Below are 15,234 nucleotides of genomic sequence, written 5' to 3'. Positions count from 1 at the left end.
CAGCCCTGATGCGTATGAGAACAAAGATCGATTGACACATTTTTCGGATGAAGCATATAATAAGGGTATATAATATATGCGTATATGCTCATATATAAAATAAAGCCCGGCGCTGAAAAAGAAAGGTGAGAGAGATGGAAAAGGTGAAGCAGGAATACATGTTAAACGGTCTCGACTGCGGCAATTGCGCACAAAAAATCGAGCATGAAATAGCCGGTATGAAGGGGATTGAAGCGTGTTCTGTCAATTTTGCAACAAGCACGCTGACTGTCAAAGTCGACCAAAACAGCGGCGAAGACATTCCTTCAAAAATAAAGAAAAAAGTAACCGAGATTGAGCCGCACGTCAATGTGACGTTGAAGGAAGGGACAAAACAGGCTCCCTCCGAAGGCGATGGACGGTTTAAAAAAACGGTTGCAAGACTGGTTGCAGGAACCGTTCTCGGTGCGGCGGGCTTTCTGCTTCCCGGCGGGTCCGCAGCTGAGTGGCTTCTCTTTTTCCTTGCTTATCTAATCATCGGCGGTGATGTCGTATTAAGGGCCGTCAAAAACATCTTTCGCGGCCGGGTTTTTGATGAGCACTTTTTAATGACGATCGCCACTCTGGGTGCATTTATTATTCAGCAGTATCCCGAGGGTGTGGCGGTTATGCTGTTCTATCAAATAGGCGAGCTGTTCCAGGGAGCCGCGGTCAGCCGCTCCCGGAAATCGATCAGCGATTTGATGGACATCCGTCCCGATTATGCCAATCTTCAAACGGAAGGCGGAACGGTCAAAGTATCTCCCGATGAGGTCAAAGCGGGCGATGTCATCATCGTCAAGCCCGGAGAGAAAGTGCCGCTTGACGGCAAAGTGCGAGCAGGCAAATCGCTTGTCGATACGTCCGCATTAACCGGAGAATCCGTTCCGAGAGAAGCCGCGCCAGGCGCAGAGGTACTGAGCGGATTTGTCAACAAAAACGGCGTGCTTGAAGTGGAAGTGGACAAAGAATACAGTGAATCAACCGTTTCAAAGATTCTTGACCTCGTCCAGAATGCCAGCAGCAGAAAAGCGAAAACAGAGAATTTTATCACCAAATTCGCCAAGTACTACACACCTTTTGTTGTCATAGTCGCGCTTCTTCTCGCTTTCGTCCCGCCGCTGATCATTTCCGACGCCATGCTGTCGGATTGGGTGTACCGCGCTCTCGTCTTTTTGGTCATTTCTTGTCCGTGCGCGCTCGTCGTTTCCATTCCGCTCGGCTTTTTCGGCGGCATCGGAGCGGCGTCAAAAGCAGGTATACTCGTGAAAGGCGGCAATTATTTAGAAGCGCTGAATGATGTCAAATACGCCGTTTTTGACAAAACAGGCACTTTAACAAAAGGCGAATTTGCCGTTGTTAAACTGTCGCCGGCAGGCCGTGTCAAAGAAGATGAACTCCTTGAATATGCGGCGCTTGCCGAACATTTCTCAGGCCACCCGATCGCCGAGTCGATCCGGGAAGCATACGGGAAGGAAGTCCAAGCGGATCGCATCAAGGATTACAGTGAGACGGCCGGCTTCGGCGTCAGAGCGGTTGTAGACGGAGCCGTCATGTTGGCCGGCAATGCCAAGCTCATGAAGAAAGCCGGTATACAGTATCAAGAGGAACGCGAAATTGGAACCGTTGTTTATGTAGCCGCCGGCGATACGTTTATCGGCTCGATTGTCATCGCAGATGAAATCAAAGAGGATGCCAAGCGTGCGATCTCTGCTTTGAAAAAAGCGGGTATTAAAAAAACGGTGATGCTGACGGGCGACGCGAAAGAAACCGGCGAGGCGGTCGGCTCGGAACTGTCCATTGATGAAGTGCATGCAGAGCTTCTTCCGCAGCACAAAGTGGACCGCATTGAAGCATTTGACAAGCAAAAGCTTCCAAAAGAAAAGCTGCTTTTCGCAGGAGACGGCATCAACGATACGCCGGTTTTGGCGAGAGCGGATATCGGAGTTGCCATGGGAGGCCTCGGCTCTGATGCGGCAGTCGAAGCGGCTGATATTGTGATCATGACCGATCAGCCTTCAAAAATTGCTGAAGCCATCAACATTGCCAAGCGGACGAGAACGATTGTCTGGCAGAATATTATCTTTGCACTCGGTGTTAAAGGCATTTTTCTCATCCTGGGTGCTTTTGGTATCGCGACGATGTGGGAAGCCGTCTTTTCAGACGTCGGTGTTACCCTTCTGGCCGTTTTAAATGCGATGAGGGTTTTAAAAGTGAAAGAAATGTAACTTTTTTACCACCTAATGAATTGGAAATTCCTTTTTTAGCATCTTCACGAATGCGGCTTGTCTTGTTAAAATGAAAGAGGTTATCAAACTGGCATACTAAAAAATAAAAATAATGAGGTGTCTAAGTGAAGAAGAAACAGCAGTCACCGATGAAATTTGCAGTGATTATGACAGTCGTGGTCGTTTTTCTGATCGGCGCACTTGTCGTAATCAACAATCAAACCCAAAATGCTTCGCAAACCTTTGATGACAAGCCTTCAACTGAAGGACAGCCGCTTCTTGGCAACAAAGATGCGACTGTAACGATCACGGAGTTCGGAGATTACAAGTGTCCCAGCTGCAAACAGTGGACTGAGACCGTCTTTCCGGATTTGAAAAAGGATTACATCGATAAAGATCAAGTTAATTTTTCATATATTAACTTCGTCAATGAACAGCACGGCAGAGGCTCTGAATTGAGCGCCCTCGCTTCCGAGCAAGTATGGAAGGAAGATCCGGATTCATTCTGGAAATTCCATGAAGCACTGTACAAAGCACAGCCTGACAATGACACGATGGAAAACGAGTGGGCGACACCTGCAAAATTGGCGGACATCACGGAAGCGAATACGAAAATCAAACGCGATAAGCTTGTCAGCAGCTTAAATGACAAGACGTTCTCTGAGCAATTAAAAACGGACAATTCGCTCATCAGTAAATACAGTGTAGACTCGACGCCGACGATCTTTGTCAACGGCATAAAAATCGACAAACCGTTTGATTATGACAAAATCAAAGAAACGATCGACAAAGAGCTGAAAGGCCAGTCTGATGAAAAATAAACTGTTTTTTCTGTACGGCGCTTGGATCGTCTCATTAACGGCGACGCTAGGCAGCTTGTACTTCAGCGAAATCCGTAAATTCATTCCTTGCGAACTGTGCTGGTATCAGCGGATTATGATGTATCCGCTCGTGCTGATCCTCGGAATTGCGACATTTCAGGGCGATGCCCGCGTGAAAAAATACGTGCTGCCGATGGCGGTGATCGGCGCAGGCATTTCCCTGATGCATTACATGGAACAAAAAATTCCCGGATTCAACGGCATTAAACCGTGTGTCACAGGAGTGCCTTGTTCAGGGCAGTATATCAATTGGTTCGGTTTCATCACGATTCCGTTTCTCGCCCTTATTGCATTTATTTTGATTATCATTTTTATGTGCTTTCTCAAGGGGAAAGACGAGTAAAAAGAGCATTGTCTGACAATGCTTTTTTTTTTACCTGTTCAATAGAATAAATGTTATAATATTTGGAAATTATCAAATGGATGAGAAGGATGATGAGGGTGGAGTTTAAGATTCGTAAAATGAAAAAGCAAGACATCCGTCAAGTACAGCGGATTGCCAAAACAAGCTGGAATCATACGTATGAAGGGATAATCCCTTTCGATATTCAAGAGAAATTTTTGCAGAAAGCGTACAATGATGAGAGAATGCTGCAGCGTTTGGAACACTCGTTAATGCTCGTTTCAGAAGCGGACGGAAAAATCGTCGGCTTTGCCAACTACTCCTTTGCCAGAGAAGGAGGGGAAGCCTATCTCGCGGCCATTTATTTAGCTCCGGAATACCAAGGAAAAGGCATCGGAACCGCATTACTGGAAGAGGGGATAAAACATTTGGAGGGAGTGAAAAAGATCTTTGTAGAGGTTGAAAAAGAAAACCGCACCGGAAAAAACTTTTACAAGGCGAAGGGTTTTGAGGATGTCTCCGAATATGATGAAGACTTTGAAGGGCATATCCTCAAAACGGTCCGAATGGCCTTGCACGTATAATACCAGCTTTCACTTCGTGACTTGGACATAGTAGTATAACAAAACCGCCATAATGAAGGCGATGGCTATTGTAAGCAATTTATGTTTTGTCTTTTTCAGCATGCGGGCCGCTCCTTTCCAAATGTTTTGCTTTCTCAATCACAGCTGTGATGAACGCCTCTTTTCCTTTTGTGTAGGAGGTGCGGTCATATGGAAAACGCCGCGCCAAGGTTTTTTTCAATGTTTCATATTCTTGCCGTTCGACGGAGTGCTTTCTTAAATAATTTCGGAATCTCAGCTGATTTTTCCATTCTTCGCTTTGAAAAACGTATACGTGCAGATGGTGTGTGCCTGCCCTCCACATTCCTTTTCGAAAAAAGCGCCTGGCCGGGAAGGCTTCGTGAAATACATGCTCATAACCGAGCTGCTGAAGCGGTTCGATCCATGCTGAAGCTTCGCTGAGACTGTTGATGCCAGCCATCAGATCGAGCACCGGTTTTGCAGCAAGGCCGGGAACAGAGGTGCTGCCGATGTGTTCGATTGCGAGAACTTTTTTTCCGAGGACATCCGTGAGCCGCTGTTTTTCAGTTTCGAATTCGTGCGCCCACTCGGCTTTCGCTTTTTCGATGATGATCTCCTGTTCCATGTTTCCACCCCTTTAAAAACGTCTTTCTATATTATAAGATATTTTGATTCAGATAGGGTTGATTTAAAGGTTGTAGAAGTTATAAAATCAAAAAGATTGAAGTTTAGTATGGAGGACATCTTAGATGGCTTGGGAAGTGTTGAGCATCATCGGAACCGTCGCTTTTGCGATCAGCGGAGCGATCGTTGCAATGGAAGAAGAGTATGATATTTTAGGAGTTTATATATTGGGGATTGTGACGGCGTTCGGCGGAGGGGCGATCAGAAATCTGCTCATCGGAGTCCCGGTGTCCGCCTTGTGGGAGCAGGGGAGTCTGTTTCTAATCGCTCTTGTGTCGATCACGATCGTTTTTTTGTTTCCGAAGCTCCTGTTAAAGCATTGGAGCACCTGGGGGAGCTTTTCAGACGCGATCGGTCTTGCCGCATTTGCGATACAGGGAGCGCTTTATGCCGTTCACATGAATCATCCGGTCAGCGCGGTGATCGTTGCGGCGGTCTTAACAGGAAGCGGCGGCGGAATGATCCGTGACCTTTTGGCCGGAAGAAAGCCGCTTGTGCTGAAAACCGAGATCTACGCCGTTTGGGCCGCTTTGGGCGGATTCATTATCGGCATGGGCTGGGCGGAGAAGCCGCTCACGTTGTATATCCTGTTTGCTTTGCTGGTCGCTTGCCGTGTATGTTCGTACATGTTTAACTGGAAGCTGCCGAACCGTTCGTTGCGGTCCCACAGCTGAAATAGAAAAAAAGCCGATTTTTCGTTGATTGAAAAATCGGCTTTTTATATTGATTTGACCAAAGGTTATATGATAAGATGAAGTGTATTTTAACATAAAATTTCAATTATTATATTATTATCCAATTTTATTTTATCATGAATCTTTTTAGATGTCAAATCTTTTTAGGGAGTGGTCAGCGTGCAGGAAAACGGTCAGGAATGGCTGGAAGAGGAAAAACGAATCCGGCTTGTTTTAAAGGAATTGGATCAGAAGCTTCATTCTCTAAAGGGAAAGACCGGCGGATTGAAGGAGGATATCATCGATTTACGGAAACATTTCTGGAGCGATGTCACCGTAAACTTAGCCGATGAAAATGAAGCGGTTGAAACATTTTTTAGCATTAAACAGCAGGCTGAGGTTTTGGCTGAAAGGGAAAGGAGCCATAAGCAATTTTACAGCCAGTTGAAAAACCTGTTAAAAGTGAAAGAGTCGCCTTATTTCGGCCGCGTAGATTTTTTGGAGGACGGCGAAGAAAACGCTGAATCCGTCTACATCGGACTCGCCTCTTTAATGGATGAAAAAGAAGAGCGGTTTTTAATTTATGATTGGAGAGCGCCAATTTCCAGTCTGTTTTACAACTATGGTCCCGGAGCGGCTCAATACGAAGTTCCGGACGAGACGGTCAGGGGAACGATTGAGCTGAAAAGGCAATTTCTCTTCAAAAACGGCCGGCTGAAAGCGATGTTTAATACGGATATGGCGATTGGGGATGAAGTCCTTCAGGAAGTGCTGGGGCAGCAGGCCGATATCCAGATGAAAAGCATCGTCGCTACGATCCAAAAAGAACAGAATCAAATTATTCGAAACGAAAAAAGCCGCTTTTTAATTGTTCGGGGAGCGGCGGGCAGCGGAAAAACGTCGGCGGCATTGCAGCGGGCCGCATATTTGCTGTACCGCGGCCGCGGGCAGATCGAGTCGAGCCAGATGCTGCTATTCTCTCCAAACCTGCTTTTTAACAGCTATGTCGCCAATGTTCTGCCTGAGCTCGGAGAGGAAAACATCCAGCAGACGACGTTCCAGGAATTTGTGGCAAGTCGCCTTGGAAAGCAGGTATCGTGCGAGACTCCGTTCGATCAGCTCGAATATTGTTTAACCGCTTCAGACGATGAGAAGCAGCGCATCCGGATGAAATCGATTGAATTGAAATCCAGTCTGGCCTTCAAAGGCATTATCGATGATTATGTCAAATGTTTGGCAAAAGGGCATCTGGATCTGGTGTTTAAACATATCGCCTTTCGCGGAAAAAGGATCATCACAAGCGATCAGATACGGGAATTTTTCGCTGCTCTTGATCATGCAGACACGCTGTCCAACCGGATTGAACAAACGGGAAAATGGCTGTTACAGCTGCTGAACAAATATGAACGCCAAGAAAGAAAAAAAGACTGGGTCATCGAAGAAAGCGAGCTGCTGGATAAAGAGGAATACTTAAAGGCCTATAAACGTCTTCAGGAGGAACAGCGCTTTACGGAGAATACATTTGACGATTATGAAAGGGAACGAAACCTCCTCGCCGCCATCATTGCCGAAAGGGAGTTCAAACCGCTCAAGCAAGCGGTAAAAGCGTTCGGCTTTATTGATTTTAAGGGAACATACCTTCAGCTTTTTTCCGGCCGCTATGCCCCGCAAACGCGGCCTGATGACTGGCAAAGCATTTGCACATTCACTCAGAAAAGCTTTCGTTTTGAGAAGCTGCCGTATGAAGATGCCGTCCCTTTTTTATATATGAAAAACCAGCTGAAAGGCGGGGGAAAAAACATGGCAGTCCGCCATTTATTCATCGATGAAGCCCAGGATTACACGCCTTTTCAGCTTGCTTTTTTGAAGAGCTTGTTTCCAGCGTGCAGCATCACGATGCTGGGAGACTTAAATCAGGCGATTCTTGCCCATTCCTATCACGACAAGACGCTTCTATCGGGAGGTGTGTTTGAAGGCGAAAAAACGGAGATCATCACCTTGAAGCGCAGCTACAGGTCGACGAAAGAAATTGTTGAATTGACAAAGCGCATCATCGAAGGGGGCGAAGAGATCGAAGCCTTTAACAGGAACGGCAAGAAACCGACTTTGACAATATCAGCCGATCCTCATGCACACCATAAAGAGATGGCTTCCCTTATGACCGTCCTTCAAAAAGAAGGACTTGAGTCGATTGCAGTCATCTGTAAAACCGTCCGGGAATGCAGGGATGCGTTCCGGCATCTTCAGCAGCATACAGAGCTTAAACTGATCGATAAAGAAACGAGAACGTTTCAAAAAGGCGCGGTCGTCATTCCCGTCTATTTGGCGAAAGGGATCGAATTTGATGCCGTCGTCATTTATGACGCTTCTGAAAAGCAATACAAAAAGGAAAGAGAGCGGACTTTATTTTATACGGCGTGCACGAGGGCGATGCATGAGCTCCATCTCTTTTCTCTTGGAAAGGAAACGCACTTTTTAAACGGTGTTTCAAATGATATGTACACGAAAAGAGAGTGACGCTGTCACTCTCTTCTTCCATCAAATATATCAGTCCTGACGTCCAGCACGTTGTTGTTGATGGACACATGGTATTTGTCTTGCCATTCGATTTTGGCATGTTCTTCTTCGTATCCCCAATAGATATTCTTTCGTTCACCGGTGGCAACCGTTGTCAATTCCCCCCTGACAGAAGGGGAGTTCGTTCCCCCGCCTTGATTCACTCTATACAAATTCAGGTTGTATGCTTGATTCGGCGAAGCGGAAGACTGAAACCAATTTCCTTTCGGCAGATGATTCATCGAGTAAAAATGCGTATACACGATATATCCAATGGTAATGGCGGACGCAAGCAAAACAGCCAAAATGGCAAACAAGGCGCTTCGGCGCGAAGGCTTCCTCTGCTCTTCTAATCCGTCAATATAAAGCTCCAATTTGTCTCATTCCTTGATGAAAATTGTTTTTTTATAGTTTAAGGAAAAAATCGCATTCTGTCTATTTTGAAGCCGGCTTAGCCCAAGAGTGCCGCGATCTCATCCATCACAAACCCTATTTCCTCCTTTGTGTTGTAAAAATTCGGAGCTATTCTGATGATGTTGTTTCGTGCTGAGACGATGATATGTTTTTCCCGCAAGAGGGATTCAATACGGCCCGCTTCTTCGGCATACACGGAGATCAGGCTTGTTCTGTTATGTACGGTCCCGGGTCCTTTGATCTTCAGCCCTTTTTTCGCACCGTATTGCAAAGAGAATGCCGCGAGCTGCCGCAGGTAGGGCTCGATCCTGTCGGGCTCTGCTTCAAGCAGCAGCTTCAATGCCGCGTCTGCCGCATAAATGCTGATAAATGCCGGTGTCCCCGACTCGAAGCGTTTCGCACCTTCCGCAAAGCCTGAATTTAAGGCAAATGGTGTATTCCTTCCGAACCAGCCGGCCATTTTTGGCTCAAATTGTCCGCAAAGTTCGCGTTTCATATACAAAAAAGCTGTTCCGGGAATGCCGAGCATGTATTTGCGCGTCCCCGCCGCAAGGATGTCGATATCCATGTCTTTGACATGAATCGGAATGTGGCCGGCGGTTTGATAGGCGTCGACGAATAAAAGCGACCCTTTTTGATGAACAATCTCGGCAATCTGTTTTATGTCTTGCTTAAACCCGTTCCGATAGCCGGCATGAGGTACACACGTCAAGAGCGTCTGATCGGTAACGTCTTTTTCGTATTGTTCCAAGTTGATCATTCCGTCTTCGCTCTGAATGATGATGAGGTGATCCTTGAAGCGGTCTTGCGCAAGCCAAATTTGGCCGACGGCAGGAAAATCGATATCCGTGAAGGCGATCTGCCTTCGGTGCAATGGCTGCGGCAATGAAGCGGCAACAGCAGCCACAGCGTCAGATACTGACGGCAAAACGGCTATCTCTTCTTTTTCGGCGCCGATCAGCCGGGCGAATTTTTCCTTAGCCTCATCTATCTTGCCGAGATGCGCTTTCCAGTCTGTACCAGAAGTTAAAAGGCCGTTCTGATACTCATCAACCGCTTTGGCAACAGGCAGAGCCAGCGCGCTTCCAGAGCATGCGGCAAGGTGAACATGATCAGACAATATCGGGAATAAAGAACGGAATTTGTGGAATGGATGCTTCATGATATCCCTCCTCATTATTAAAGCTTCGTGCCGGGCTTTAAAAAACCTCTTTTTCACGGTTGCCATAAAGCGGTCAGAAGCCTTTTTAAGGGAATGTTTTTAACGCGGCAGTTGTTTGAAAACTGCCACATTTTCGGGAAGCAGTATTCCGGGGGCGTCAAAAGCCCCCATGCTCCGGTAAATCAGTGTTCAGTGTGATTGCTTTCTTTCATTGTCTGATTTATGATTCAATTAAAGCAGTTCAAACAGATGAAAAGGAGCCGAGAGGATGAAACATTACGGTGCAATAGAAGCAGGAGGCACAAAGTTTGTTTGTGCAGTTGGAACAGAAAACGGAGAAATCATAGACAGGCTGACGATCCCGACAGAGACGCCTGAGGAGACCATTGGAAAGCTGACCGATTTCTTCAGCAAATATCAGCTCACATCAATGGGGGTGGGTTCTTTTGGACCTATATCCGTTGCAAAAGATAAAGAGGATTACGGATACATAACCAATACGCCGAAATTAGCCTGGAAGGGGTACCCGTTTATTCCCGAATTGGAAAAAAGGCTCGGCATTCCGGTTTCGTTTACGACTGATGTAAACGCTGCCGCGCTTGGCGAGCTGACGAAAGGAGCGGCGCAAGGCTTGGAAAGCTGCTTGTATATTACAGTCGGCACAGGAATTGGAGCAGGAGCGATTGTCGGCGGCCGGCTCGTGCAGAGCACGCTCCATCCTGAAATGGGTCACCTTCTCATTAGACGGCATCCGCAGGATACGTTTGAAGGAATCTGTCCGTATCACAAGGACTGCCTTGAAGGGATGGCATCGGGTCCGGCGCTAGAAAAGCGATGGGGGAAAAAGGGCAAGGATTTGGCTGAAAACGAGGAAGTTTGGGAGCTTGAAGCCGACTATTTAGCACAGGCTCTCATGCAATATATTTTGATTCTGTGCCCTGAAAAAATCATCATGGGCGGCGGTGTCATGAAGCAGCAGCAGCTGTTCCCGCTGATTCGCAAAAAGCTTGCCGAATATATGAACGGATATGTCGACCTGCCTGATCTTGAAGAATACATCGTGCCGCCGGGTCTCGGCGACGATCAGGGAATCACAGGAGCGCTCGCTTTGGCTCATACAGCCGGTTGAGCAAGTTGTTTTGTAAAATCCACCCAGTGTGAGATAATAAAAGCGGTGCGTTTAAAAAGCATCTAGAAAAAAGGAAGGTGGTCGTTCAAAATGGTAAGCAGTTTAAAGGACACTGTAACATTACATAACGGTGTGAAAATGCCATGGTTTGGACTTGGAGTTTTCAAAGTTGAAGAAGGCAGCCAAGTCGTTGAATCTGTGAAAGCAGCCATTAAAAACGGATACCGGAGCATTGACACAGCCGCTATCTATCAAAATGAAGAAGGCGTCGGCAAAGGGATTAAAGAATCAGGCGTTCCCCGCGAAGAGCTTTTCATCACGTCAAAGGTATGGAACAGTGACCAGGGATATGAAAAAACATTGGCGGCTTTTGATGAAAGCCTTCGAAAACTCGGCCTTGACTACCTTGATTTATATTTGATTCATTGGCCTGGAAAAGACAAATATAAAGATACGTGGCGCGCGCTTGAAAAGCTGTACAAAGACGGCAGAGTGAAAGCGATCGGCGTCAGCAACTTCAATGTGCACCATTTGGAAAGCTTATTGGAAGATGCGGAAATTAAACCGATGGTCAATCAGGTTGAATTCCATCCGCGGCTGACTCAGGCTGAGCTTAGGGACTACTGCAAAAAGCAGGGCATTCAGGTGGAAGCATGGTCTCCGCTCATGCAGGGAAAACTCCTCGATGATCAGGTGCTGACTGACATCGCTAAAAAATACAACAAATCCGTCGCTCAAGTCATCCTGCGCTGGGATTTGCAAAGTGAAGTCGTCACCATTCCGAAGTCAATCAAAGAACACCGCATTATTGAAAATGCCGACATTTTTGACTTTGAATTATCAGCGGAAGATGTCGAAAAAATCAACGCTCTTAACAAAGATGAGCGCGTCGGTCCGGATCCTGACACAATGGTTCACGGATTCGAATAACCATAAGAAAATCCCGGGTTTTTATGAACCCGGGATTTTTTTATTTCTCATGAATGGCCAAACGGCCTTTCGCTTGTTTTCTTCTGCTGCCGTCAAGCCGTCCGCGTCGGTGCTGCTTAATAAAGAATGAGAGAACCAATCCGATTCCCGACAATGCGGCCGCGGTCATAAACGCCAGATTGACGCCGTGAATCATCGCCGTATCCGAAGACGGACCGGCAGGATCGGTAAGCGCACGTTGTGTCATGATGGTGATCAGAACAGCCGTCCCGATCGATCCTGACATCTGTCTCATCGTATTGTTCATGGCCGTTCCGTGAGGAATCAAATGGCGCGGGAGCTGGTTCAAGCCGGCTGTCGTAACAGGCATGAGCACCATCCCCATGCCGACCATCCGAATCGCATAGACGGTAGACAAATACGCAAAAGGCGTCGTCTTTGTCAGATGGGTCAAGAGCAATGTGGTCACGAAGATCGCTGTCAAACCGGTGATACTCAAGATCCGTGCGCCGATTTTGTCAAAAATTCTTCCGGTAATCGGAGACATCAGCCCCATCACTACTGCTCCCGGAAACAGCATCATTCCCGATTCCATCGCTGTGAAATGGCGCATATCCTGCATATACATCGGCACGATCGTCGCCGCTCCGATCATCGACATAAAGACGACCATCCCGATAATCGTCGCCAGAGTAAACATCGGATATTTAAATACCCTGAATTCCAAAATCGGTTCTTCCAAATGGAGCTGCCTCCAAATGAACCAAAACAGCGCAACGCTGCCGACCGCAAAGCCAGCCAGCACGTCAGCACCCGTCCAGCCGGCAACACCGGCGCTGCTGAAGCCGTACAAAATGCCGCCGAAGCCAAGCGAAGACAATATGATGGAAGTAACGTCCATCTTAGGCGATGTCTGTTCGGTGACATTTTTTAAAATAAAGTGTGCGGCAATCATGTCGATAACGGCGAACGGAAGCAACAGGTAAAACAATACTTCCCAAGGATAGCGATCGACGATCCAGCCTGACAGGGTCGGTCCGACAGCGGGAGCGAAGGCAATTACAAGCCCGACCATTCCCATCGCTGATCCGCGTTTTTCCTTTGGGAAAATCAATAAAAGCACCGTCTGCATCAATGGCATCATAATGCCCGCACCGGCCGCCTGCACGACGCGTCCCGCAATCAGCGCCGGAAAGCTGAATGACAAGGCGCAGATCAGCGTCCCGGCCGTAAATAAAGACATTGCCGCCATGAACAGCTTTCTCGTCGTGAATTTTTCAATTAAAAAAGCCGTAACTGGAATCATGATCCCATTCACGAGCATAAAAACGGTCGTCAGCCATTGGGCAAGCCCCGGCGTAATGTTTAAGTCCCTCATGATCGGAGGCAGAGCCGTCGTCAAAAGCGTCTGATTCAAAATGGCGATAAATGTCCCCATAATCAAGACGGCAACAATCGGCAATTGATTTGTCTTGTGCTGTGTTTCACTCATATTAAAACCTTCTTATTTATCATTTTTTATAACACTTTATGAAATAATCGGTACTCGAAATAACTTCTCTTTTCATTTAGGGTAACGAAGGAACTGCAAAACCGCAAGTTCATTTTTAACATTCGGTATATAATACCCAGCTGTCCCTCAATTTAAACAGCCCCTTTAAGCCGGGGAGAATCCGGCTTAAAGGGGACGGATTATTTTTTGTAAAATCTCAGCAAATCACCGTTAATAATCTTATCGGAAAGGGAAAGCTCTTCATTCGCTTTCTCTATGAGAGGGCCGCATTTGTCCTCTCCGTCGTTGATCATGTCCCCGGTTTTTTTGCTGTAGCACGTATTTTTCGTGTAGATATAATCATCTGTAATAAAGCTGCCGTTTCTTAACACAGCGAAAGGCATTCTTTCTTTCGAAAACAGGTCATTTCCGAATTGAATCATGCCTTTTGTATCTATTCCGAGCAAGTGGAGCAATGTCGGTTTGACATCAATCTGGCCGCCTGTTTCAGATATCGTTTTCGGGTCTTGATCCGTTACCCCCGGAATGTGGATAATCAGCGGCACCCGCTGCAGCTGAACGGTATCGTAAGGGGTGATTTCGTCTTTGCCCAAAAATTGAGCTAACGCATCGTTGTGCGCTTCTGATATGCCGTAGTGATCTCCCATGAAGACGATCACAGAATTGTCGTAAAGGCCGTTTTTCTTCAGTTTTGCAATGAAATGCTTCAATGCTTCGTCTTCATAGCGTACAGTCGTGACATACCGGTTTAAAATCTCACTCTCCGAATCGTATTCATCAATCAGCTTATCCTCATCATCAATTTGAAACGGAAAATGGTTCGTCAATGTGATCAGGTTGCTGTAGAAGGGCTGCGGCATGTCTTTCATCAAGTCAGCCGATTGCGTTAAAAACTCCTTGTCCTTCAGCCCCCAGCCCGTTGAATTTTCAGGTGTCACATGAAAATGGGAGACGTCATAAAAGCTGTCGATGCCAAGGGCTTTGTACATGACGTCCCTGTTCCAGAATTTTTTATGGTTGGCGTGGAAAACCGATGTTTTGTAATCGTGATTCGCCAGTGTTTTATACATCGAATTGTACGCATTTTCGCTCTTCGTAAAAAACACTGAACCGCTCAGAGACGGATAGAGCGAATTGGCGACAATGAATTCCGAATCGGACGTTTTTCCCTGTTCGGTCTGCTGATAAAAATGGTCGAAATAATAGCTTTTTTGAATGAACTTGTTCATGAACGGAGTGATCTCCTGGCCGTTCACCTTTTCATTGATGACAAACGTCTGGGTGGATTCAAGCGTTACAAAGATGACGTTTCGTCCTTCAGCAATCCCGAACATATCTTGGTTCGGTTTGCTGTAGTCGGCATTTGTGTAGTTTTCGATCGTTGCCAGGCTGTTTTCATCAGCGACCGCTTTTTGTGTCAAATTAAAGGTCTGTGAAATGCCGTCCAACAGATGAAACTGATATAAGCCGATATTTTTTACAAGCACTTCCCTGTCGTAGGAGTAGCTTAAAAACTTCGGCTGATCCAGCTCTGACAGGGCGAGATTAAACAGCACCGTTCCGGCGGCTGCCACATAGTAGATCTTAACGGCTTTAGCGGAAAGCTTTTTGCCGGTTCTTTCGAGCGTTTTTGCCAGCCAGACCATGAGAGCCAGGTCCAGGAAAAGCGCGATGAAAACCGGATTGAACAGCTCCTGAAAACTGCTTCCAAGCCCCCCGAGGTTTTTTGCCTGGAACAGGACGGGAATGGTGATAAAATCGATGTAGAAACCATAAAAAATGCTGTTTGCAATCAAGATGCCCGTCATGACGACATTAGCCCCGATTAAATAGAGGCGCTGCGTTTTTTCGCGAAAAAAGAGGCTGATGCCGAGTACAGGGATGAGAAAGCTAAGCGGGTTGATAAACAGGATCAGTTCCTGAAGTGCGTTGTCGATTTGTAAATTAAAGCCCAGCTTGTAGATGAAGTACGTCTTCATCCACATAAAAAATATGGATAGGCATAAAAACCACTGCTTTTTAAAAAATTGTTCTTTCATATAAATAGCTCCTCACATATAATCCCCGCAGGTAAAGAACACCAAGATAAAATGACTAAAAAAAGCATAATATAGCAAT

13 protein-coding genes are annotated in these 15,234 nt (G+C 46.6%); 8 read left to right on the top strand and 5 right to left on the bottom strand.

Annotation, left to right across the window (positions count from 1 at the left end; all coding sequences use genetic code 11):
* Positions 1 to 134 precede the first annotated feature (134 nt).
* From MKX80_RS18460 to MKX80_RS18445, 4 genes are all read left to right on the top strand, one after another.
* Complete coding sequence (locus tag MKX80_RS18460) at positions 135 to 2,246, top strand: heavy metal translocating P-type ATPase (protein ID WP_182070062.1); 2,112 nt, start codon at positions 135 to 137, stop codon at positions 2,244 to 2,246.
* Between the two features lie 125 nt (positions 2,247 to 2,371).
* Entirely contained in the window at positions 2,372 to 3,067 is a 696-nt protein-coding gene (locus tag MKX80_RS18455; RefSeq protein ID WP_154995250.1) for a thioredoxin domain-containing protein, read from the top strand.
* Entirely contained in the window at positions 3,057 to 3,470 is a 414-nt protein-coding gene (locus MKX80_RS18450) for a disulfide oxidoreductase (RefSeq protein ID WP_048350388.1), read from the top strand. The genes MKX80_RS18455 and MKX80_RS18450 overlap by 11 nt, the downstream gene beginning before the upstream one ends.
* Positions 3,471 to 3,568: 98 nt before the next feature.
* Positions 3,569 to 4,054 carry a GNAT family N-acetyltransferase gene (locus MKX80_RS18445; protein WP_234112276.1) on the top strand — a complete coding sequence of 162 codons (486 nt, stop codon included), beginning with the start codon at positions 3,569 to 3,571 and terminating at the stop codon, positions 4,052 to 4,054.
* 79 nt (positions 4,055 to 4,133) lie between these two features.
* Here the strand turns inward: MKX80_RS18445 and MKX80_RS18440 are convergent, their stop codons facing one another.
* Positions 4,134 to 4,679 (bottom strand): GrpB family protein, encoded by a 546-nt coding sequence (locus tag MKX80_RS18440; protein WP_234112275.1) that lies wholly within the window; start codon positions 4,677 to 4,679, stop codon positions 4,134 to 4,136.
* A gap of 124 nt (positions 4,680 to 4,803) precedes the next feature.
* Here MKX80_RS18440 and MKX80_RS18435 point away from each other — a divergent pair, with 124 nt between their 5' ends.
* The gene (locus MKX80_RS18435) at positions 4,804 to 5,412 is read left to right on the top strand and encodes a trimeric intracellular cation channel family protein (protein WP_076788851.1); all 609 of its coding nucleotides are present in this window, start codon (positions 4,804 to 4,806) and stop codon (positions 5,410 to 5,412) included.
* A gap of 180 nt (positions 5,413 to 5,592) precedes the next feature.
* Positions 5,593 to 7,929 carry an RNA polymerase recycling motor HelD gene (gene helD, locus MKX80_RS18430; RefSeq protein ID WP_268342878.1) on the top strand — a complete coding sequence of 779 codons (2,337 nt, stop codon included), beginning with the start codon at positions 5,593 to 5,595 and terminating at the stop codon, positions 7,927 to 7,929.
* Between the two features lie 5 nt (positions 7,930 to 7,934).
* Here helD and MKX80_RS18425 read toward each other — a convergent pair whose 3' ends face one another.
* On the bottom strand, positions 7,935 to 8,342 hold the full coding sequence (locus MKX80_RS18425) for a DUF5412 domain-containing protein (protein WP_268342877.1): 408 nt from the start codon (positions 8,340 to 8,342) through the stop codon (positions 7,935 to 7,937).
* A 77-nt stretch (positions 8,343 to 8,419) separates the two neighbouring features.
* Positions 8,420 to 9,544, bottom strand: coding sequence for an aminotransferase class V-fold PLP-dependent enzyme (locus MKX80_RS18420; protein WP_268342876.1), 1,125 nt, complete (start codon positions 9,542 to 9,544; stop codon positions 8,420 to 8,422).
* Positions 9,545 to 9,812: 268 nt separating this feature from the next.
* On the opposite strand from MKX80_RS18420, the gene MKX80_RS18415 reads away from it, so the two are divergent.
* Together MKX80_RS18415 and MKX80_RS18410 are read left to right on the top strand one after the other, a co-directional pair.
* Positions 9,813 to 10,673: an ROK family protein gene (locus tag MKX80_RS18415; RefSeq protein WP_182070067.1), complete on the top strand. Its 861-nt coding sequence runs from the start codon at positions 9,813 to 9,815 to the stop codon at positions 10,671 to 10,673.
* Positions 10,674 to 10,763: 90 nt separating this feature from the next.
* Positions 10,764 to 11,603: an aldo/keto reductase gene (locus tag MKX80_RS18410; protein ID WP_154995236.1), complete on the top strand. Its 840-nt coding sequence runs from the start codon at positions 10,764 to 10,766 to the stop codon at positions 11,601 to 11,603.
* Positions 11,604 to 11,643: 40 nt separating this feature from the next.
* Here the strand turns inward: MKX80_RS18410 and MKX80_RS18405 are convergent, their stop codons facing one another.
* A complete protein-coding gene (locus tag MKX80_RS18405) occupies positions 11,644 to 13,095 on the bottom strand; it encodes an MDR family MFS transporter (protein ID WP_154995234.1) in 1,452 nt (483 codons plus the stop codon).
* Between the two features lie 200 nt (positions 13,096 to 13,295).
* Positions 13,296 to 15,155, bottom strand: a complete 1,860-nt coding sequence (locus MKX80_RS18400) for an LTA synthase family protein (protein ID WP_339227343.1) — start codon at positions 15,153 to 15,155, stop codon at positions 13,296 to 13,298.
* Between the last annotated feature and the right edge of the window lie 79 nt (positions 15,156 to 15,234).

It is taken from the genome of Bacillus sp. FSL K6-0972 (assembly GCF_037976035.1).
Taxonomy (GTDB): Bacteria; Bacillota; Bacilli; order Bacillales; family Bacillaceae; genus Bacillus; species Bacillus haynesii.
The sequence above is the reverse complement of the archived record's forward strand: the minus strand, read 5'-3'. Positions and strand labels throughout refer to the sequence as shown.